Below are 20,887 nucleotides of genomic sequence, written 5' to 3'. Positions count from 1 at the left end.
CGCGCCCCGTTCTGCGTCGGGTCGCCTCCACCGCGTGCCACGATGGGCGGGTGACCGTCGACGCCATCGCCTCCGAGTTCGCCCAGTTCGTCACCGAGTCGCCCACCGCGTTCCACGCGGCGGCGGCGACCCGGGACCGTCTCGTCGCTGCCGGGTTCACCGAGCTGTCCGAGCTCGACGCCTGGCCGACCGAAGCCGGTGCGTACGTGGTGGTCCGCGACGGCGCCGTCATCGCGTGGCGCCTGCCCGACGGTGCCGGCCCGACGACGCCGTTCCGGATCCTCGGCGCCCACACCGACTCCCCCGGCTTCCGCGTGAAGCCGAACCCCGGCGTGCGCACCGGGGGCTGGGAGCAGCTGGGCGTCGAGGTCTACGGCGGCGCGCTCCTGTCGACCTGGTTCGACCGCGACCTGCGGATCGCCGGCCGGGTCGTCGACGCCGACGGCAGCGTGCGGCTCGTCAGCACCGACGCGGTCGCCCGGATCCCCAACCTGGCGATCCACCTGGACCGTGGGGTCAACGACGGCAAGGAGATCGACCGCCAGCGCCACACCCTGCCGATCGTGGGGGTCGACGGCGACGCCGGTGGGACGGACGTGATGTCGTGGTTGCGTGCCCGACTCGGCGAGGGTGCGGTGTCGTGGGACCTGTTCCTCGCCGACACCCAGGCGCCGGCCCGGATCGGCATCGAGCAGGAGTTCCTGGCGTCCGGCCGGATGGACAACCTGACGAGCGTGCACGCCGGGCTCTGGGGCATCGTGGACGCTCCGACCGACGGTGACCACATCCCGGTGTTCGCGGCGTTCGACCACGAGGAGATCGGGTCGTCGACGCCGTCCGGTGCCGGTGGTCCGTTCCTCGAGGACGTCCTCGGCCGTGTGCAGGAGGGCCTCGGCGCCACCCGCTCAGAGGCCGCACGGGCGTTCCGTGCGTCGTGGCTGCTGTCGAGCGACGCCGGGCACCTGGTGCACCCGAACCAGCCGGATAAGCACGACCCGACGAACCGTCCGCGCCCCGGAGCCGGACCGCTGCTGAAGATCAGCGCGAACCAGCGCTACATGACCGAGGCGAAGGGCGAGGCCGTCTGGGCAGCGGCGTGCGAGACCGCCGGTGTGCCGTGGCAGCCGTTCGTCAACGTGAACACGATCCCCGGCGGCTCGACCATCGGCCCGATCGCGGCGACCCGGCTCGGGATCCCGACGATCGACATCGGCGTCGGGCTGCTGTCGATGCACTCGATCCGGGAGCTCGTGCACGTCGACGACCTGGCTGCCCTGCACGGAGCGGTCGCCGCCTTCCTGGCCGGCTGACCTCCGGGCGGCGTCGGCTGCTGGGTGGTCGCGACTCCCCGCGCGCTCAGGGCCGAGAGGTCACGAACTGTCGCTCGCGCCGGTGCCGAACGACACGTTCTGACCACTCGACGGCGGGCCCGCGGCGTGTTGCGACCACCCGGCATCGGGTGCTGCGCGCGTCCGCGAGGCTGGCCACGCTCGCCGGAACGGCACCGCGCCGCGACTGGCCGACGGACGGGCTGCCGAGAGGTCACGACTCCCCGCGTGCCCAGGGCCGAGAGGTCACGAACTGTCGCTCGCGCCGGTGCCGAACGACACGTTCTGACCACTCGACGGCGGGCCCGCGGCGTGTTGCGACCACCCGGCAGTCGGAGCTGCGCGCGCCCGCGAGGCTGGCCACGCTCGCCGAAAGGGCACCACACCGCGACTGGCCGACGGACGGGCTGCCGAGAGGTCACGACTCCCCGCGCGCCCAGGGCCGAGAGGTCACGAACTGTCGGTCGAGCCGGTGCCGAACGACACGTTCTGACCACTCGACAGCGGGCCTGCGGTGTGTTGCGACCACTCGGCGCGCGGAGGCCGGCACCGCGAGCAACCCGGCGGTCAGGCGGGCAGGCCTTCAGGCGCCGCCGGACTGTCGCAGCATGAAGTTGACGAAGGCCTGGTCCTGCATGACCACGACGACGAACGCGATCGTGCTGATCGCCGTGGCGACGACGGCTCCGACCAGCGGCACCCAGAACGTCCGCTTCCGTGCTCGGAGCCGACGGATGGACCACCAGGCGACCAGGGCGAAGACCACCACGTTGGTGATCGCGGCGATGGCGGCGGCCGTGCTGAGGGCACTCGGGTCGTTCAGGGCCGTGTACTGGGCCTCGAGGGTGCGCCGCACGGTCGAGGCGACCTTGCCGACCGACAGGGACTGCACGACGGAGACGAGCCCGAAGGCGAGCAGCCCGACGGTGAGCACGAAGTCGGCGGGCGTGCGGCCGAACCGGCTGCGGGCCATCGACCCCTGTGCCCCGGCAGGGACTGCACCGGGGCGGACATCCGTACCGGCGCGGTCGCCGTGCGTGCCGTCGCTCGGCGCAGCGTCGCGCACGCGGGCGGCGGAGGCCTGGTCCTGCCGTTCCTGCGCCTGACGCTCACGCTCCTGGCGTTCCTGCTCGACGAGGACCGGGTTGACCCACCCCTCTGGCGCGTACTCGCCGTACCCGGGTGCGGGACGGCCCTGGGGCCGGCCGTCCACGGAACCGGCGGCCGACGTCGGGGACGCACCCCGGGCCTCCTGGCCGGCACCGGAACCGGCGTCGACCTGGTTCGCCGGGTCGCGACGCGGGACCGAGGACCAGCCGTCCGCGCCGCTCATGCCCGACGCCCGCCGAGCGCGCGCGTCGGGTTGCCCGAGGCGTCGGTGCGGAGCTCCTTGGGGAGCGAGAACATCAGGTCTTCGTGCGCGGTGACGACCTCTTCGACGGCGGCGTACCCGGCGTCGGCGAGCTGCTCGAGCACCTCGGCCACGAGTTCTTCCGGCACGGACGCACCACTGGTCACGCCGACCGTCTCGACACCGTCGAGCCACTCCTGCTGGATCTCTTCCGCGTAGTCGACACGGTGGGCGGCCCGCGCACCGTGTTCGAGCGCGACCTCGACCAGACGGACGCTGTTCGACGAGTTCGCGGAGCCGACCACGATCACCAGGTCGGCACCGGGCGCGACCTTCTTGATCGCGACCTGGCGGTTCTGGGTGGCGTAGCAGATGTCGTCCGACGGGGGGTCCTGGATGGCCGGGAACTTCTCGCGCAGCAGCCGCACGGTCTCCATCGTCTCGTCGACGCTGAGCGTGGTCTGCGACAGCCAGACGAGGTTGTCCGGGTCGGGGACCGACAGGGCGGCGACGTCGTCGGGGCCGTTCACCAGGATCGTGCGGTCCGGGGCGTGCCCCATCGTTCCCTCGACCTCTTCGTGGCCGGCGTGCCCGATCAGGATGATGGTGCGCTCGGCCTTGGCGAACCGGGTGGCTTCGCGGTGGACCTTGGTGACGAGGGGGCAGGTGGCATCGATGGCGTGCAGGTCGCGCTCGGCGGCACCCGCGACGACGGCCGGCGACACACCGTGGGCGCTGAAGACGACGTGCGAACCCCGGGGGACCTCGGCCACGTCGTCGACGAAGACGGCACCGCGCTGCTCGAGCGTCGACACCACGTGCACGTTGTGGACGATCTGCTTGCGGACGTAGACGGGCTCGCCGTACTGCTCCAGGGCCTTCTCGACCGCGACGACCGCGCGGTCCACCCCGGCGCAGTAGCCACGGGGTGCCGCGAGCAGCACCTTCTTGGGGCCGGCGACCGGTTCGTCACGCAGTCGGCCCCGTGCCGCGTGCACACGCGGCGGGGCGAGCGGGACCGTGTGGCCGTTGGTGATCGTCACGTCCCCGATGATAGGTGAGCAGCACGCACGCGACCTGGGCGCGCGGGGCGCCTGTGGAGAACACGACGGCCGTCCCCTGTCACCGGTCTCGGGCACGATGGACGTCCCAGTAGGACAAGGAGCGACATGGCGATCGAACAGGGCCCGCCGACGGCCGACAACCCGTGGCCGGTCGCGCTCCTCGGCGCGAAGCTGCGCGACTGGATCGAACGGCTCGGCACCGCGTGGGTCGAGGGCGAGATCACGCAGTGGAACGTCGCCGGCGGCAACGTGTACGGCAAGCTCAAGGACGTCGAGGTCGACGCCACCGTGTCGTTCTCCATCTGGTCGAGCGTGCGCTCCCGGGTGCCGGCGGACATCAAGCAGGGCGACCGCGTCGTCGCCGCGCTCAAGCCGAACTACTGGGTCAAGGGCGGCTCGCTGACCATGCAGGTCGTCGAGATGAAGCACGTCGGCCTCGGTGACCTGCTCGAACGCCTCGAGCGCCTCCGTCGCACCCTCGCCGAGGAAGGGCTGTTCGACCCGTCCCGCAAGCGCCGTCTGCCGTTCCTGCCGCACCGCATCGGTCTGATCACCGGCAAGGACTCCGACGCCGAGAAGGACGTCAAGCGGAACGCGCAGCTGCGGTGGCCCCAGGTGGAGTTCCGCACCGTGCACACGGCCGTGCAGGGCGAACGGACCGTGGGCGAGGTCACGGCGGCGATCCTCGAGCTCGACGCCGACCCCGAGGTCGACGTCATCATCATCGCCCGCGGCGGCGGTGACTTCCAGAACCTGCTCGGCTTCAGCGACGAAGGACTCGTCCGTGCCGCGGCCTCGGCGTCGACCCCGATCGTCTCGGCGATCGGGCACGAGGCCGACCGCCCGATCCTCGACGAGGTCGCCGACCTGCGCGCCTCGACCCCGACGGACGCAGCCAAGCGCGTCGTGCCCGACGTCGCCGAGGAACTCGCCAACGTCCGGGCGGCCCGCGCCCGGCTCGGGCTGCGGCTCTCGCACACGCTGTCGGTCGAGGCCGACCGGCTCGCCGCGCTGCGGTCGCGGCCGGCCCTGGCGTCGACCGCGTGGCTCGTCGACACCCGTGCGGAAGAGGTCGCGCGCGACCTGTCCCGTGCCCGCGAACTGCTCGACCGCCGGCTCGAACGCGGGCACTCCGAGGTCGGCCACCTGACCGCCCGCCTCCGCGCGCTCTCGCCCCGTGACACCCTGCGCCGCGGGTACGCCATCGTGCAGCGTGCCGACGGGGGTGTCGTCCGAGGCACCGACGACCTGTCCGGCGCAACGCCGGTGCACGTCACGCTCGGTGCCGGCACGGCCACGGGCACGCTCGAACCGGACGGCCCCGGCCCGGACGGCTCCTGACCACCACGGGTGTTCTCCACAGCCTGGGACCAGGCGTCGGATCGTCGGTGGACGCTCGGTAGGATCGTCCCGTGTCATCCCAGCAGGAACCCGAGCAGACCGACGTCCAGTCGCTGAGCTACGAAGCGGCCCGCGACGAACTCGTGCGCGTCGTGAGCGAGCTCGAACAGGGCTCCGCGACCCTCGAGCGTTCGCTGGCGCTCTGGGAGCGGGGCGAAGCCCTCGCCGCCCGGTGCGAAGAGTGGCTCGTCGGCGCTCGTGCACGGCTCGACGCGGCCCGTGCCGCCAGCGACGCCCAGGACGGCTCCGGCCGATGACCGACCCCGACGGCCGCCCGATCGTCGCCGAGCTCGGTCGCCCCGAGACGGCAGAGGAGACCTGGGCCCGCAAGGACGCTGCCCGGACCGCCCGCCGACAGCACCAGACCGCGTTCAACCTGGTCATCGCGCTCATCGCCTCGCTCGGCATCGTGCTGTTCCTGGTGGCGGTCGTCGTCCGTCCGGACACCACGGTCGACCGCACCGTCGACTACCAGCAGATCGCGGCGAAGGCGAACGTCGACGACGTCACCCTGGTGGCGCCGCCGCTTCCGGACGGCTACAGCGCCAACCGCGCGGACTTCGCGAGCAAGACCACCGACGGCGTGGACGTCTGGACCGTCGGTTTCGTGACGCCGGACAAGCAGTACCTCGGCCTGCAGCAGGGCATCGACGCCAACGCCTCGTGGGTGTCGAACCAGCTCGACCAGCGGCCGTCCACCGGTGACCGCACGATCGGTGACACGGAGTGGACCGTCTACGACCGCCGCGCCGAGGGCACCGACGCCGGCAACCACGCGTACTCGCTCGTCTCGACGTTCGGCAAGAACACGATCGTGCTCTCCGGCACCGCCGACGACAAGGCCTTCCGGACCGTCGCGACCGCCGTCTCCCGAGAACTGACCGAGTAGACGACGGGCACTGCCCCGCCAGTCACCACCCCGTCCCACCCGAACCGAGGAGCCCCATGCCCGACCGCGCCGCCTCCACCCCGTCCGACGCCCTGCGCCTGCTCGTCGACGGCAACGCCCGCTTCGCCGCCGACAAGCGCCGGATGGGCCGCGTGGACCCGGATCGCCGCACCGAGCTCGAAGGATCGCAGTCGCCGTTCGCGACCGTCCTCGGCTGCTCGGACTCGCGGGTGCCGTTCGAGCACGTCTTCGACGCCGGCATCGGCGACCTGTTCGCCATCCGCAACGCCGGGCAGATCGTCGACGACGTCGTGCTCGGCTCGATCGAGTTCGCGGTCGTCGCCCTGGGCACACCGCTGGTCGTCGTGCTCCGGCACACCCGGTGCGGTGCCGTCGCGGCAGCCCGCTCCGGTGAGCCCGTCCCCGCCCCGCACCTGCAGGCCCTCGTGGACGCGATCGCCCCGAGTGTCGAGAAGGTCCGGCTCACCGACGCCGAGCTCCCGCAGGAAGCCGTCGGCGCCGCACACCTCGAAGCCACCCTCCGCCAGGTGATCGAGCGCTCCGGCGCGGTCTCCGATGCCGTGGCCGAGGGTAGATTGGCCGTCGTCGGGGCGACCTACGACCTCGCCACCGGGGAAGTCACCATCGACACCGTCGTCGGCCAGGTCTGACCAACCCGACGAAGACCCAGCCAGACAAGACCCAGCCCGACGACGACCGCCCCGGCGGCCCCGGGGCGCAGGCACGGGCCGGCGCGACCGCGACCGGCGAGCACCCCAGGAAGGACCACGACGACGTGACCGACACCACCCCGACCGAGTTCCGCATCGAGCACGACACCATGGGCGAGGTACGGGTGCCGAAGTCGGCGCTCTACCGTGCCCAGACCCAGCGCGCCGTCGAGAACTTCCCCATCTCGGGCACCGGGCTCGAGTCGGCACAGATCGTGGCGCTCGCGCGGATCAAGCGGGCGGCGGCCATCGTGAACGGTGAACTCGGCATCGTCGAGCCCCCCGTCGCCGACGCCATCGCCGGTGCGGCCGACCTGATCATCGGCGGCCAGCACCACGACCAGTTCCCGGTCGACGTCTACCAGACCGGCAGCGGCACGTCGTCGAACATGAACATGAACGAGGTGCTCGCGACACTGGCGTCCGACATCGCGGGTTCGGCGGTGCACCCGAACGACCACGTCAACGCCTCGCAGTCGTCGAACGACGTCTTCCCCACGTCCGTGCACGTCGCCGTGACCGAGGCGCTCCTCCGCACCCTCGTGCCCGCTCTCGAGCACCTCGCCGAGTCCCTCGAAGCGAAGGCCACGCTCTGGGCCGACGCCGTGAAGTCCGGCCGGACGCACCTGATGGATGCCACGCCCGTCACCCTCGGGCAGGAGTTCGGCGGCTACGCACGCCAGATGCGCCTGGGCATCGAGCGGGTGCAGGCGACGCTCCCCCGCGTCGCCGAGGTCCCGCTCGGCGGCACCGCGGTCGGCACCGGCATCAACACCCCCAAGGGCTTCCCGCAGCGGGTCATCGCCCAGCTCGCGAGCGACACCGACCTGCCGATCACCGAGGCCGTCGACCACTTCGAGGCGCAGGGTGCGCGTGACGCCCTGGTCGAGGCCTCCGGAGCGCTCAAGGTGCTCGCCGTCAGCCTGACGAAGATCAACAACGACCTGCGCTGGATGGGCTCGGGTCCGAACACCGGCCTGGGCGAGCTGCACATCCCCGACCTGCAGCCCGGCTCCTCGATCATGCCCGGCAAGGTGAACCCGGTGATCCCCGAGGCCACCCTGATGGTCGGTGCCCGGGTCATCGGCAACGACGCCACCATCGCCTGGGCCGGGGCCTCGGGTGCGTTCGAGCTCAACGTCGCCATTCCGGTGATGGGCACGGCGCTGCTCGAGTCGATCCGACTGCTGGCGAACAGCTCGCGCGTGCTCGCCGACAAGACCATCGACGGGCTGCAGGCGAACCTCGAGCGTGCCCGCGCCTTCGCGGAGTCCTCGCCGTCGATCGTCACCCCGCTCAACCGGGTCATCGGCTACGAGGCGGCGGCGAAGGTCGCGAAGTACGCCGTCGCCGAGGGCCTCACCGTGCGCGAAGCCGTCGTGGCCCTCGGCCACGTCGAGCGCGGCGAGGTCACCGAGGCGCAGCTCGACGAGGCGCTCGACGTCCTCAGCATGACCCACCCGAAGTAGCGCGACGCTCCTGACGCACCCCAGGACGGACGGGAGGCCCGGTGCCAGCTGGCACCGGGCCTCCCGTCCGTCCGATGGCGGCTCGACCCGCCTCACGCGCTGAGCGACAGGTCACGCGCCCGGAAGCGCGTGATCTGTCGGTCAGCGCGAAAACCGACAGTGTCTGCCGCTACACCAGGTCGGGCGAGTCCAGCAGGTCCGTGACCAGGGCGGCGATCGCGGAGCGCTCGGACCGCGTCAGCGTGACGTGCGCGAACAGCGGGTGCCCCTTGAGCCGCTCGATGACCGACGCGATCCCGTCGTGCCGGCCGACCCGCAGGTTGTCGCGCTGCGCGACGTCGTGGGTGAGCACGACCCGCGAGTTCTGGCCGATGCGCGAGAGCATCGTGAGCAGCACGTTCCGTTCGAGCGACTGCGCCTCGTCGACGATCACGAAGGCGTCGTGCAGGGATCGGCCGCGGATGTGGGTCAGGGGCAGCACCTCGATCAGGCCGCGCTCGATCACCTCGTCGAGGACGTTGTCCGACACGACCGAGCCGAGGGTGTCGTAGACGGCCTGCGCCCACGGGTTCATCTTCTCGCCGGCGTCACCGGGCAGGAAGCCCAGGTCCTGCCCGCCCACGGCGTACAGCGGCCGGAACACCATGATCTTCTTGTGCTGCTGCCGTTCGAGCACCGCCTCGAGTCCGGCGCACAGGGCGAGCGCCGACTTGCCGGTGCCGGCGCTGCCCCCGAGCGAGACGATGCCGATCTCCGAGTCGAGCAGGGCGTCGATGGCGAGCCGCTGCTCGGCCGAGCGTCCGCGGAGTCCGAAGACCTCGCGGTCGCCGCGCACCAGGGCGACGGCTCCGGCGACGTGCACACGGCCGAGGGCCGATCCGCGCTCGGAGTGGATGACGACCCCGGTGTTCACCGGGACGCCGTCGAGCTTCGCGGAGCGGATCTCCTCTTTCTCGTACAGGTCGGACATCTGCTCGCCGGAGACCTGCAGGTCGGCGATGCCGGTGTAGCCCGAGTCGACCGCGAGCTCGGCGCGGTACTCCTCCGCCGCCATGCCGATCGACGACGCCTTGACCCGGAGCGGCAGGTCCTTCGACACGACGACGACGTCGAGCCCGTCGTTCTTCAGGTTCGACGCGACGGCGAGGATGCGGGAGTCGTTGTCGCCGAGCTGCAGGCCCGACGGCAGGACAGACTGGTTGGAGTGGTTCAGTTCAACGCGGAACGAGCCGCCGTCGCCGATCGCGATCGGGAAGTCGAGCCGCTCGTGCTCGATGCGCAGTTCGTCGAGCAGACGGAGGGCCTGCCGGGCGAAGTACCCGATCTCCGGGTCATTGCGCTTCGACTCGAGTTCGCTGACGACCACCACGGGCAGGACCACGGCGTGCTCGGCGAAGCGGAACAAGGCCCGCGGATCGCTGAGGAGCACCGATGTGTCGAGCACGTACGTGCGCTGGGCGACCGATGTGGACGAGTCCGCGGTGTGCTGCTGCTGTGCTCCGCGAGAGACGTTCTGAGAGGTCACGACCACTCCATCCCCGGGCCGCGACGGGCCCGGTCCTGTCCTCGAACGCGGCCACGGAGCGGGTCCCGAAGCACCGACTGTGGCCGCTTCGATCGGGCGCGGTGCCCGATGGGGACAACGTACGTCCGGCCCCCGACACGCTGACAGCGACACGCGGTTTCCGGAGTTACGGTCGCGTGAACAACGCGAGCGTGGCTCGCGACGCCGCTCGCGGCGGTGACGCCGGCCGGTCAGGAACCGTCGGCTGCGACGACTCCGGCCGACAGGTGGTGACCACTCGGCGGACCTGAGGGGGGTGTCGTGACCGCTCGCCGGCTGCCAACTGGAGGCTCGTGGCGGCCTGGCACCGCGCCTCCAGACCGTCCGTTGGTCGCGACTCGTCGCGCGGGTGGCCTCGGCTGGTCACGAACCGTCGGCTGCGACGGCCTCGGCCGACAGGTGGTGACCACTCGGCGGACGTGAGCGGGGTGTCGTGACCGCTCGCGGACTGCGCACTGGAGGCCCGTGGCGGCCTGGCGCCGCGCCTCCAGGCCGTCCGTCGGTCGCGACTCGTCGCGCGGGTGGCCCCGACTGGTCACGAACCGTCGACTGCGGCCCCTCCGGCCGACAGATGGTGACCACTCGGCGGACGTGAGCGGGGTGTCGTGACCGCTCGCGGACTGCGCACTGGAGGCCCGTGGCGGCCTGCCACCGCGCCTCCAGGCCGTCCGTTGGTCGCGACTCGTCGCCCGGGCAGCGTCGACTGGTCACGAACCGTCGGCTGCGACGACTCCGGCCGACAGGTGGTGACCACTCGGCGGAGGTGAGCGGGGTGTCGTGACCGCTCGCGGACTGCGGAACGGCCCCGGAACGGCTCCGGACTCCGGACGCCGGACAGCAGGCGCGCCGCTGCTACTGCATGGTGGCGTACGAGACGCAGGCGTCGCGGAACATGTCCAGGGTCTCGTCGGTGGTCGACGGGAACACGGACACTCGCGCGACCCCGAGCCGCGTGGTCGCGGTGACGCCGTGGTTGTGCATCGCGGCGGACAGGGCCGTCACGCGACCCTGCATCGGCCGGAGCACCACGATGCCGGCGCGCTCGGCCGGGTCGCGGCTGGACTCGACCTCGAGCCCGAACTCGTCGGCGATGGCGAACACGCGCTCGACGCGGTCGGTGATCCGCTCCTGCACGGCGGCGACGCCGACCGCGGTGAGGCGCTCGAGCGACACCGCGAGCCGGGCCTGCGCGACCGGGTCGATGCGGGACATCTGGAAGCCGGCGGCCCCCGGACGCACCGCCGGCACCTCGGTGGGCCAGCCGGACGTGCCGTGCGGGCCGGACAGTGCCGGACGGATCCGGTTCAGCGCACGGTCGCTGAAGGCCACGAACCCGGTGCCCCACCCGGCGTGCAACCACTTCTGCCCGCCGGTGGCGACGACGTCGGCGACCTCGTACGGGGCGTCGACGACGCCGAAGCCCTGGATCGCGTCGACGATGAGCAGGCGGTCGCCGATGACCTCGCGGATGGCGGCGAGGTCGGTCAGGTAGCCGGTGCGCCAGTCGACCAGGGACACCGCGACGGCGGTCACCTCGTCGGTCAGGCGCTCACGGATCAGCTCGGGTGTCACCCAGCCGGCACCCGACTCGATGACGACGGGCTGCACCCGTCCGCCGGTGGCCGAGGCGGCGCTGGCCAGTGCGAGCGGCAGCGACGGGTACTCGTCGGCGGACACGAGCACACCGCCGGTCAGGCCGAAGGCGGTGTGCAGCAGGCCCGGGGTCGTCGCAGCCTGCGAGACGACCTGGTCCTCGCGGCGGCCGACCAGGCGGGCGGCGACGGTGCGGACGCGGGCGTCCTGCTCGTCGAGGGTCTCCATGGCGCCGAAGCGCATGTGTGCCTGGATCGTGCCGAGCACACGCTGCTCCTCGAGCACGGCGGTCTGCACGGGGCCGAACGCAGCGTGGTCGAGGTAACCGGGGTCTTCGGAGAAGCCAGCGGCGTACTCGTCGATGTTCACAGGTGGTGCACCTTTCACAGGGTTGAACCCTGAGAGCCTACTGGGACGAGGCTCTGCCGACGAACCCGGTGCGGGAGGTGGCTGCTCAGCCGCCGAAGCGACGCGACCGGAGCCCGAAGTCGCGGACCGCCCGGAGGAAGTCGACCTCGCGCAGGTCCGGGTAGAACGCCTCGACGAAGTAGAACTCGCTGTGCGCGCTCTGCCACAGCATGAAGTCGGACAGCCGCTGCTCGCCAGAGGTCCGGATCACCAGGTCGGGGTCGGGCTGACCCTGCGTGTACAGGTGGTCGCCGATGAGCTCCGGCGTCAGCACCTCGGCCAGGGTGTCGATGGTGCCGCCACCCGCACCGTGCGCCTGCACGATGCTGCGCATGGCGTCCGCGATCTCACGACGGCCGCCGTAGCCGACGGCCAGGTTGACGTGCAGCCCGGTGCGGCCGGCGGTGCGCTGCTCGGCCTGTTCGAGCGCGGTCACCAGGTTCTCCGGCAGGCCCTCGTTCGACCCGACGTGCTGCACGCGCCAGTCTCGGTTGTCGGCCAGGACCCCGGCGAGGTCGGCGATGATCCCCACGAGTTCTTCGAGCTCCTCGCCGCCGCGACCCGTCAGGTTGTCGGCCGACAGCAGGTACAGCGTCACGACCTCGATGCCGAGGTCGTCACACCACGTCAGGAACTCCGGGATCTTCGCGGCGCCGGCGCGGTGGCCGTGTGCGGCGGACTCGAGCCCTAGCTGCTTCGCCCAGCGACGGTTGCCGTCCACGATCATGGCGACGTGCTTGGGCTTCGCTGCCCCCTCGAGCTGGCGGCGTATCCGGCGTTGGTAGGCGCGGTAGAGGATCCCTCGCCCTGTCCATCCCGCCGTCCCGGTCACGCACCGAGCGTAGTGCACCACCGGCACACGCTCCCTGAAGCACCCGCTCTGCGGACACGTGGCTGTCGTTCGGGGTCAGGCCCTATGGTCGGGACCATGCAGGACGAGCACGAGACCGGAACACTCCCCCACGTCCCGTTCACGGAAGAGGCGTCGGCCACCACGACCGCTGCCGAACCCCGTCCGGCGTGGCGCGGCTGGATCCACCTCGGTGCGTTCCCGTTCGCGATCGCGATGGGGGTCGTCCTGATCACCCTCGCCGACAGCACCGCCGCGAAGGTCGGCAGCGCGGTCTTCATGGCGACGTCGCTGGCGATGTTCGGCGTCTCCGCGACCTACCACCGGTTCCCGTGGGGGCCGAAGGTGAAGGCCGTGCTGAAGCGCATCGACCACACCAACATCCTGCTGCTCATCGCCGGCACCTACACACCCGTCGCGATCTGTGCCCTACCGCACACGCTCATGGTCGTCGTGCTCTGGGTGATGTGGTCGGGCGCAGCGCTCGGCATCGCGTTCCGGGTGCTCTGGATCAACGCGCCCCGGTGGCTGTACGTCCCGATCTACCTGGTGCTCGGGTGCGCTGCCCTCGGGCTGCTGCCGCAGTTCTTCGCGGCGAGCGTGCCGATGACCGTGCTCATCCTGTCCGGCGGCGTCGCCTACATCATCGGCGCGCTGGTCTACGGCTTCAAGCGGCCGAACCCGGTGCCGACGCAGTTCGGGTTCCACGAGGTGTTCCACGCCCTGACCGTGGTGGCCTTCGGTGCGCAGTGGGTCGGCGTGCTCATCGTCGCGCTGGACCCGGTGCGCTGACCGTCGCACGTTCCTTCCCAGAACGGGTGCGATGCCTGGTGGTTCCGGGCGTACTCACCCGGAAGTTCTGACCAGGTGCGCCCGATTCGACCAGGTACGCCCGGTTGCGGTAGGTGCGCACGAGGCTGACGGGAGGCCCGTGGCGGGATCGCCACGGGCCTCCAGTCCGTACCCGGTCGCGTCAGCCGCGCTCGGTGTCGTCGCCGACGTCGGCCCGGCCGTCCTCGGCCGCCCGCCGCTCCGGCTCGTCCGTCGCGGTGCCGTCGCCCGCGGTGCCGTTCGCCTCGGCCTCGAGCCGCTCACGCACCTCGGCGCGGTAGCGGGTCCGGCGGATGCGTCGGGTCATGTCCACCACGAGCAGGATCGTCACGATCGCGACGAGTGCGATCGCGATGAACCCGACGACACCCGGGGTGACGTCGACGTCGGGGACGACCGAGGGGCTGGGACTGGGGGTGGCGGCGAGTGCCGCCGCGATGGTGCTCACGAGGTCGGTTCCTTGTCGGCTGGGATCCCGGCGAACAGGTCGGTCTCCGGGAGCTCGGTCGGCACGCGTGCCTCCACGAGCTGGTAGTCCTCGGTCGGCCACACCGTCGCGAGGAGGTCGTTCGGCCAGTAGAAGAAGGCGCTGTCCGGTGCGACCTGGCTGGCGTGCGCGCGGAGTGCGGCGTCACGCTGGTCGAAGTACTCGTGCACGTCGACGTGGGTGGTGGCGAGGTCGGGGCGGTCGGCGAACCGCTCGACCCACTCGCGCAGCTGCTCGATCGCGGGGCTGTCCGGGTCGCGCTCCTGCAGGGCTTCGAAGATCGTGCTGAAGCGGCGCGGGTTCATCGTGCGCTCGTAGTAGAGCTTCGCGATCGACCACGGGGCACCGGCGGACGGGTACGCCGACGGGTCGGCGGCGGCGGACCACGCGGCCATCGACACCTCGTGCGTGCGGATGTGGTCGGGGTGCGGGTAGCCGCCGTTCTCGTCGTAGGTGACGAGCACGTGCGGGCGGAACCGGCGGATCACGCGGACGAGGGCCTCGGTGCTGTACTCGAGCGGCACCGTGGAGAACGTGCCCGGCCGGACCGTCTCACCCTTCTCGGCGTCGGGCAGCCCCGAGTCGTGGTACCCGAGCCACACGTGGTCGATGCCGAGCGCCTGCTGCGCCGCGGCCATCTCGGTGCGGCGGTACCCGGCCATGTCACGGTGGGCACGGCTCGTCGCCGGCTCGCCGAGCTGGTCGTTCAGGATGTCGCCGGCCTCGCCACCGGTGCAGGACACGACGAGCACCTGGTGCCCGTCGGCCACGTACTTCGCGGCGGTCGCGGCACCCTTGCTCGACTCGTCGTCGGGGTGGGCGTGGACGGCCAGCAGACGGTAGGGCACGTGGGGTTCCTCACTGCGGGTGAGCGGCGTCGGACGCGGGCAGCGCACAGCATCGCGTGAACTACCCTGGGATCAGGATATCCACCCCGGGAGCCCCGAACTGTCCGAACAGCACCAGACCGCCACCCTCGACGAGCGCTACGGCCGCACCCCGGCCCGCAAGCGCCGCAGCCGCCTCTTCGCAATCGTCGCGGCCATCGCGGTCGTCGTGGTCTTCGGTGCGTGGGTGATCTGGGCCGGGCTCGACCAGTCCGACCGCGGCCTCGACCAGGACGTCATCGGGTACGAGGTGCTGTCCGAGCACAGCACCGTCGTCCACTCGCAGGTGTCCGTCGACCCGGGCGTTAAGGCGAAGTGCGCCGTGCAGGTCCTCGACAAGAGCTACTCGATCGTGGGCTGGAAGGAGATCACCGTCCCGGCGTCCGAACAGCGCAGCCGGAGCATCTCCACGCAGGTCACCACGACGACGCGGGGCGTGACCGGCTTGATCCACGACTGCTGGATTCCCTAGACTGTCCTGATTCGCCTCTCGAGACCGACCACTCGGCCGGTCTCGTTTTTTCATGGTCGAAGGGACAGAACATGAGCAACGACACGCAGGTCACCTGGCTGACCCAGGAGGCGCACGACCGTCTCAAGGCGGAGCTCGACGAGCTGAGCGGCGAGGGCCGTGCCGAGATCGCGCGCCGCATCGAGGCCGCTCGCGAAGAGGGCGACCTCAAGGAGAACGGCGGCTACCACGCCGCGAAGGACGAGCAGGGCAAGATCGAGGCCCGCATCCGCGTCCTCACCGAGCTCCTCAAGCACGCCACCGTCAGCGAGGCGGAGTTCGACGGGACGGTCGAGCCGGGCACCGTCGTCACGGCGGTCATCGCCGGCGACGAGTCCACCTTCCTGGTCGGCAGCCGCGAGATCGTCGCCGAGGGCTCGGACCTGACGGTCTACAGCCCCGTCAGCCCCGTCGGCGCGGCCATCGTCGGCCTCAAGGCCGGCGACAAGGCCACGTACACGGCGCCGAACGGCAAGGAGATCGCCGTCGAGGTCGTCAAGATCGAGCGTTACGAGCCGTAGACCCGGCCCACTGACAGACAGGAGGACCGTGGCGACACCGCCACGGGCCTCCTGTCTGTCCGCTGGTCGCGCCCAGAGCGCGCACCGCCTTTCCGACAGTCCACGCGTCGAACGACTCGTAGATCGTCGCGGACTAGTGCTCGAGGAGCTCCGGGCGGAAGCCGACCTCGTGCAGGCGCTGGATGACCTCCTGCGCGTGCTCCGGGCCGCGCGCCTCGATCGACAGGTCCAGCGCGACCTCGTTGATGACCAGGCCCTGGCCGTGGCGGGTGTGCAGCACCTCGACCACGTTCGCGCCGGCGTCCGAGATGACCTGCGCGACTCGGGCGAGCTGACCCGGACGGTCCGGCAGCATGATGCGGATGCCGATGTAGCGCGAGGCCGCCACGAGCCCGCGGGTGATCACGCGTTCCATCATGAGCGGGTCGATGTTGCCGCCGCTCAGCAGCACCACGGTGCGGCCGGTGTCGCGGACGGCACCGGACATGATCGCGGCGACGCCGACGGCCCCCGCTGCCTCGACCACGAGCTTGGCGCGCTCGAGCAGGACGAGCAGTGCGCGGGCGGTGTCGTCGTCCGAGACGGTGACGATGTCGTCGACCAGGTCGCGGATGATCGGGAAGTTCAGGTCGCCGGGGCGCGCCACCGCGATGCCGTCGGAGATGGTCGGCTTCGTGGTGATGGTGACGGGCTCGCCGGCGGTGATCGACGACGGGTAGGCCGCGGCGTTCTCCGCCTGCACGCCGATGACCCGGATCTGCCGTCCGAGCCGCCCGGCCATGCCCTTCACGGCGAGCGCGATGCCGGAGATGACGCCGCCGCCACCGATCGGCACGACGACGGTGTCGACGTCCGGCACCTGGTCGATGATCTCGAGGCCGAGCGTGCCCTGCCCGGCGATCACGGCCGGGTGGTCGAACGGCGGGATGAACACGGCGCCGGTGTGGGCGGCGAAGTCCTTCGCGGCGCTCAGCGCCTCTTCCACGGAGTGGCCCCGCAGCACGACGTCGGCGCCGTAGTGGCGGGTGGCCTGCAGCTTGGGCAGGGCGACGCCGACCGGCGTGAAGATCGTCGCGGGGATGCCGAGCTCGCGGGCGGCGAGGGCGACACCCTGCGCGTGGTTGCCGGCGCTCGCGGCGACGACGCCCTTGGCGCGCTGCTCGGCGGACAGGGTCGAGAGGCGGTTGTAGGCACCGCGCACCTTGTAGGCACCCGTGCGCTGCAGGTTCTCGCACTTCAGGTGCACCGGGGACCCGAGCAGCTCGGCGAGGAACTGCGACGTCTCCATCGGGGTGACGCGTGCGACGCCCTTGATGGTCTCGCGCGCCGCCTCGATGTCCGCGAGGGTCGGGATCGCGGTGAGCGTGTGCGGGGAGGCGCTGGTGTCGGTCACTCCCCCATCATCGTCGCTCCCGGCCCCCGCGGCGAACTCGTGTGACGCTCAGTTGGTGCTGGCGGTGTCTTCCTCGGCCGAGGGACCCGAGTCGACGCCCGGTGCCGGGACGTCGTCGCCGACCTTGTGCCGACGGCGTCGGAGCAACTGGATCTGCCCGTGCTGCCCGCGCTTCGGCGTCGCTTCGAGGACGTGGTCGGAGTCGAGCCGCCGCCAGCGTCCGCTCGCGATGGTGGTGACCATGGCGTTCAGCGTCGCGATCAGCGGGACGGCGAAGAACGCTCCGGCGATGCCGGCGAGACCGGAGGCCGCGGTGACGCCGAGGACGACCGCCAGCGGGTGGACCTTGACCGCGTTGCCCATGACGAGCGGCTGCAGGATGTGGCCCTCGATCTGCTGGACCAGCAGCACGACCCCGAGCACCAGGACAGCCGCGAGGGGACCGTTGAAGATCAGCGCGACGAACACCGCCAGGAAGCCGGTGACGATGGCACCGACGACCGGGATGAACGCACCGAGGAACACGAAGGCTGCGATCGGGATGACCAGCGGCATGCCGCCGAAGAAGAGCCCGACGATGAAGGAGCCCAGGCCGATGCCGACCGCGTCGACGAACGCGACGAAGATCTGGACCCGGATGAAGCTCGTCAGGGTGATCCAGCCGGCGACACCGGCGCCGTCGACCGCAGCGCGCGCCTTCTTCGGGAACAGCCGGACGGACCAGCGCCAGACGTTCTTGCCGTCGATCAGCAGGAAGATCGTGGTGAACAGGATGATGAAGAGCGCCTCGAAGGCGTGCGTGGCCCCCGAACCCGCGCTGGCGACCCCGGACAGGATCGACGCGGAGTTGTCCTGCAGCCACTTCGTGCCGTCGTCGAGCCAGCCGTTGACGTCGGACTGGCTGATGCCGAACCCGGAGCTCAGGACGAAGTCCTTGATGTTCGCGTACTGGTCGACCGTCCGGTCACGCAGGGAGGGGTAGGACGCGATGATCTGGTCGACGACGAGCCAGATCAGGCCACCGAGCGCCGCGATGCCGCCGAGCAGGCTCATCACGACGGCGAGCCACTTGGGCACGTGGTGCCGCTGCAGCCAGTTCGAGATGGGGACGAGGAGCGCCGAGACCACGATGCCGACCAGGAACGGGATGAGGATCTCGCTGAAGACCGTGACGAGCCAGATGAAGACGGCGATCACGCCCACGACGACGAGCGCCCGCCACGACCACGCACCGGCGATGCGCACGCCGACCGGGACGGATTCCTCGACCACGGGGTCGGGATGTGTCTGCTTGCTTCCCCATGCCATGCGCCCGAGTGTAGCGATGTGCTTCCCGTCAGGTGCCAGATACGGCATACGTTCGTGGACCCTCATGTCGGCGGGGTTCGGTAGCGTCGCGGCATGCCCAGGTCGACGCTCTCCGCCGCCGAGGCCCGCCGGGTCGCACTCGCCGCGCAGGGGTTCGGACGACCACCCGCCGAACCCGTCTCGACGCGTGCGCTGAACGCCGCGTTCGGCCGGCTCGGGCTGCTGCAGATCGACTCCGTCAACGTGTTCGAACGCAGCCACTACCTGCCGCTCTTCGCCCGGCTCGGGGCCTACGACCGGTCGACGCTCGACCGGCTGACGCTCGGACGCTCGGGTCCGTACACCGAGTACTGGGCGCACGAGGCGGCGTTCATCCCCCGCGACGACCTGCGGCTGTTCCGGTGGCGGATGGACGCCCTGCGGGAGCGTGACGCCGGCCCGACCGGGGTCGACGGCGTCGCCCGGACCGCTGCCGTCCGGCGCGAACTGCACGCGCTGCTCCGAGCCGAGGGGCCGATGCGGGCGAGCGCGGTGGAGCACGAGTCGAACGTTCGGCGCGGCCCCTGGTGGGGGTGGAGCGACGTGAAGCTCGGGCTCGAGCAGATGTTCCGCTGGGGCGAGGCCGTGAGCGCCGGACGAGCCGGTTTCGAGCGCGTGTACGCCCTGCCGGAGCAGGTGCTGCCCGCAGGCTTCCTCGAGACCGCCCCGCCGCGTGCCGACGCCGTGCTCGAACTCGTGCGCCAGGCCGCACGGGCGCTCGGCATCGGCACCCGAGCGGACATCGCGGACTACTACCGGCTGCGCTCCGACGACACGGCCACCGCGATCGCCGAGCTCACCGACGCCGGCGAGGTCCTGCCGGTGCGGGTCGAGGGCTGGGGCGAGCGGGCGTGGCTGCACGCGAACGCTCGGGTCCCCCGGCAAATGACCACGGACGCGGTGCTGAGCCCCTTCGACCCGGTCGTCTGGTTCCGGCGGCGGGCCGAGCGGATGTACGGCTTCCACTACCGGATCGAGATCTACACGCCCGCCCCGAAGCGGGTGTTCGGCTACTACGTGCTGCCGGTGCTGCAGGACGACCGGCTCGTCGGCCGCATCGACCTGAAGAGCGACCGGCAGCGCGGTGTGCTCCGCGTCCGGACCGCGTGGCAGGAACCGGGCGAGCACCTGAACCCCGAGCGCCTCGCCGACACACTGCGACGGACCGCGAGCTGGCAGGGCCTCGGCGCGATCGAGGTGACCGACCGCGGCACCGCGGCTGCGGCCGTCGCCGGAGCCCTCGGGGTACCCCTGGTGCCGCACGAGTCCGCTGACGACGCGGACGCCCCCGAACCGGTCGAGTCGGCCGACGACTCGGCCGCCGACGGCGTCGGCTGACCCCTCAGAACCGGTCGGCGTTCGCCCGCAACCGCGCGATGCGGTCGGGCAGCGGCGGGTGTGTGGAGAACAGCCGGTCCATCACGCCGGGGCGCATCGGGTCGGCGATCCACAGGTGTGCCATCGAGGAGTTCTGCGTCTGCGTCGGCCGACCGTACGCACCGAGCTTCTCGAGGGCCCGCGCCAGGCCCTCCGGGTGACGGGTCGTCATCGCGCCCGTCGCGTCGGCCAGGTACTCGCGCTGCCGGGACACCGCCGCCTGGACGCCGGCCGCCGCGATCGGGGCCACGATGACGGCGACGATCCCGGCGATGAGCAGCACCGGGTTGGCGCTGCCACCGTTGTCCGAGTTGCGGTTCCGCCCGCCGGACAGACCGCTGAAGATCGAGATGCGGAGCAGGACGTCGGCGATGAGGCCGACGGCCACGACGAGACCGAAGACCATCGTCGACACCCGGATGTCGTAGTTCCGGACGTGTCCGAGCTCGTGCGCCATCACGCCCTGCAGCTCCTGCTCGTCCATGAGCTCGAGCAGCCCCGTCGTCGCCGCCACCACCGCGTGCTCGGGGTCACGCCCGGTGGCGAAGGCGTTCGGCGCGGGGTCGGGGATGACGAACACCCGGGGCATCGGCATGCCGGTCGCGATGGCGAGGTTCTCGACGGTCCGCCACAGCCGTGGTTCGGAGACACGGTCGATCTCGACCCCACCGGCGATCGCGGTGGCCTGGCGTGCCGCCAGGAAGTACTGCAGCACCGCGTACCCGAGGGCGACCACGAGGACGATGAAGCCGATCGAGACGTTGCCGGCGAGGTACCCGCCGAGGAACCCGAGCGCGCCGATGATCAGCAGGAACACCAGGACGATGACCACGGTGTTGCGCTTGTTCCGCGCGATGGCGCTGTACACGTCGGATCCGACGCTGT

20 protein-coding genes are annotated in these 20,887 nt (G+C 71.3%); 10 read left to right on the top strand and 10 right to left on the bottom strand.

The annotated features are described in order from the left end of the window. Nucleotides 1–50 precede the first annotated feature (50 nt). Nucleotides 51–1,310 carry a M18 family aminopeptidase gene (locus ABRP24_RS08040; RefSeq protein ID WP_349848124.1) on the top strand — a complete coding sequence of 420 codons (1,260 nt, stop codon included), beginning with the start codon at nucleotides 51–53 and terminating at the stop codon, nucleotides 1,308–1,310. Between the two features lie 601 nt (nucleotides 1,311–1,911). Here ABRP24_RS08040 and ABRP24_RS08035 read toward each other — a convergent pair. Both ABRP24_RS08035 and ABRP24_RS08030 read right to left on the bottom strand, forming a co-directional pair. Next, a complete protein-coding gene (locus ABRP24_RS08035; protein ID WP_349848126.1) occupies nucleotides 1,912–2,661 on the bottom strand; it encodes a DUF6264 family protein in 750 nt (249 codons plus the stop codon). Continuing rightward, the gene (locus ABRP24_RS08030) at nucleotides 2,658–3,722 is read right to left on the bottom strand and encodes a 4-hydroxy-3-methylbut-2-enyl diphosphate reductase (RefSeq protein WP_081827167.1); all 1,065 of its coding nucleotides are present in this window, start codon (nucleotides 3,720–3,722) and stop codon (nucleotides 2,658–2,660) included. The genes ABRP24_RS08035 and ABRP24_RS08030 overlap by 4 nt, the downstream gene beginning before the upstream one ends. A gap of 126 nt (nucleotides 3,723–3,848) precedes the next feature. Between ABRP24_RS08030 and xseA the strand changes: the two genes are divergently transcribed. The 5 genes from xseA to ABRP24_RS08005 all read left to right on the top strand — a co-directional run bounded on the left by xseA (nucleotide 3,849) and on the right by ABRP24_RS08005 (nucleotide 8,233). Next, nucleotides 3,849–5,084, top strand: a complete 1,236-nt coding sequence (gene xseA, locus ABRP24_RS08025) for an exodeoxyribonuclease VII large subunit (RefSeq protein WP_349848128.1) — start codon at nucleotides 3,849–3,851, stop codon at nucleotides 5,082–5,084. A gap of 71 nt (nucleotides 5,085–5,155) precedes the next feature. Continuing rightward, complete coding sequence (locus ABRP24_RS08020; RefSeq protein WP_027464512.1) at nucleotides 5,156–5,401, top strand: exodeoxyribonuclease VII small subunit; 246 nt, start codon at nucleotides 5,156–5,158, stop codon at nucleotides 5,399–5,401. Continuing rightward, entirely contained in the window at nucleotides 5,398–6,033 is a 636-nt protein-coding gene (locus tag ABRP24_RS08015) for a DUF4245 domain-containing protein (protein WP_111029594.1), read from the top strand. The genes ABRP24_RS08020 and ABRP24_RS08015 overlap by 4 nt, the downstream gene beginning before the upstream one ends. A 56-nt stretch (nucleotides 6,034–6,089) precedes the next feature. After that, nucleotides 6,090–6,704, top strand: coding sequence for a carbonic anhydrase (locus tag ABRP24_RS08010; protein WP_027464510.1), 615 nt, complete (start codon nucleotides 6,090–6,092; stop codon nucleotides 6,702–6,704). A gap of 125 nt (nucleotides 6,705–6,829) precedes the next feature. Beyond that, complete coding sequence (locus ABRP24_RS08005) at nucleotides 6,830–8,233, top strand: class II fumarate hydratase (RefSeq protein ID WP_371836738.1); 1,404 nt, start codon at nucleotides 6,830–6,832, stop codon at nucleotides 8,231–8,233. Nucleotides 8,234–8,402: 169 nt separating this feature from the next. Here the strand turns inward: ABRP24_RS08005 and ABRP24_RS08000 are convergent, their stop codons facing one another. The 3 genes from ABRP24_RS08000 to ABRP24_RS07990 form a co-directional block, all read right to left on the bottom strand. Further along, entirely contained in the window at nucleotides 8,403–9,764 is a 1,362-nt protein-coding gene (locus ABRP24_RS08000; protein WP_173035851.1) for a PhoH family protein, read from the bottom strand. 885 nt (nucleotides 9,765–10,649) lie between these two features. Next, complete coding sequence (locus tag ABRP24_RS07995) at nucleotides 10,650–11,759, bottom strand: aminotransferase class V-fold PLP-dependent enzyme (protein WP_035807560.1); 1,110 nt, start codon at nucleotides 11,757–11,759, stop codon at nucleotides 10,650–10,652. An 85-nt stretch (nucleotides 11,760–11,844) separates the two neighbouring features. Further along, the gene (locus ABRP24_RS07990; protein ID WP_027464506.1) at nucleotides 11,845–12,630 is read right to left on the bottom strand and encodes an isoprenyl transferase; all 786 of its coding nucleotides are present in this window, start codon (nucleotides 12,628–12,630) and stop codon (nucleotides 11,845–11,847) included. Between the two features lie 96 nt (nucleotides 12,631–12,726). On the opposite strand from ABRP24_RS07990, the gene ABRP24_RS07985 reads away from it, so the two are divergent. Then, a complete protein-coding gene (locus tag ABRP24_RS07985) occupies nucleotides 12,727–13,440 on the top strand; it encodes a hemolysin III family protein (RefSeq protein ID WP_232536596.1) in 714 nt (237 codons plus the stop codon). Between the two features lie 181 nt (nucleotides 13,441–13,621). Here ABRP24_RS07985 and ABRP24_RS07980 read toward each other — a convergent pair whose 3' ends face one another. Next, entirely contained in the window at nucleotides 13,622–13,927 is a 306-nt protein-coding gene (locus ABRP24_RS07980; protein ID WP_017886736.1) for a hypothetical protein, read from the bottom strand. Next, nucleotides 13,924–14,814, bottom strand: coding sequence for a mycothiol conjugate amidase Mca (gene mca / locus ABRP24_RS07975; RefSeq protein ID WP_027464504.1), 891 nt, complete (start codon nucleotides 14,812–14,814; stop codon nucleotides 13,924–13,926). The genes ABRP24_RS07980 and mca overlap by 4 nt, the downstream gene beginning before the upstream one ends. Before the next feature lie 19 nt (nucleotides 14,815–14,833). Here mca and ABRP24_RS07970 point away from each other — a divergent pair, with 19 nt between their 5' ends. Both ABRP24_RS07970 and greA read left to right on the top strand, forming a co-directional pair. Continuing rightward, a complete protein-coding gene (locus ABRP24_RS07970; protein WP_176708296.1) occupies nucleotides 14,834–15,325 on the top strand; it encodes a DUF4307 domain-containing protein in 492 nt (163 codons plus the stop codon). 71 nt (nucleotides 15,326–15,396) lie between these two features. Beyond that, on the top strand, nucleotides 15,397–15,885 hold the full coding sequence (greA, locus tag ABRP24_RS07965) for a transcription elongation factor GreA (RefSeq protein WP_017886739.1): 489 nt from the start codon (nucleotides 15,397–15,399) through the stop codon (nucleotides 15,883–15,885). A gap of 133 nt (nucleotides 15,886–16,018) precedes the next feature. On the opposite strand, the gene ilvA is transcribed toward greA, so the two are convergent. Both ilvA and ABRP24_RS07955 read right to left on the bottom strand, forming a co-directional pair. Beyond that, nucleotides 16,019–17,278, bottom strand: coding sequence for a threonine ammonia-lyase (ilvA, locus tag ABRP24_RS07960; RefSeq protein ID WP_349849716.1), 1,260 nt, complete (start codon nucleotides 17,276–17,278; stop codon nucleotides 16,019–16,021). A gap of 48 nt (nucleotides 17,279–17,326) precedes the next feature. Then, nucleotides 17,327–18,586 (bottom strand): AI-2E family transporter, encoded by a 1,260-nt coding sequence (locus tag ABRP24_RS07955; protein ID WP_051596497.1) that lies wholly within the window; start codon nucleotides 18,584–18,586, stop codon nucleotides 17,327–17,329. Nucleotides 18,587–18,679: 93 nt separating this feature from the next. On the opposite strand from ABRP24_RS07955, the gene ABRP24_RS07950 reads away from it, so the two are divergent. Then, entirely contained in the window at nucleotides 18,680–19,963 is a 1,284-nt protein-coding gene (locus ABRP24_RS07950) for a DNA glycosylase AlkZ-like family protein (RefSeq protein ID WP_349849718.1), read from the top strand. 4 nt (nucleotides 19,964–19,967) lie between these two features. Here the strand turns inward: ABRP24_RS07950 and ABRP24_RS07945 are convergent, their stop codons facing one another. Next, entirely contained in the window at nucleotides 19,968–20,870 is a 903-nt protein-coding gene (locus tag ABRP24_RS07945; protein WP_349849720.1) for a M48 family metalloprotease, read from the bottom strand. Nucleotides 20,871–20,887 lie beyond the last annotated feature (17 nt).

It is taken from the genome of Curtobacterium sp. WHRI 8282, assembly GCF_040223925.2.
Lineage (GTDB): Bacteria > Actinomycetota > Actinomycetes > Actinomycetales > Microbacteriaceae > Curtobacterium > Curtobacterium flaccumfaciens.
Note: the sequence above shows the minus strand (reverse complement) of the source record. Positions and strands in the feature narration are given on the sequence as shown.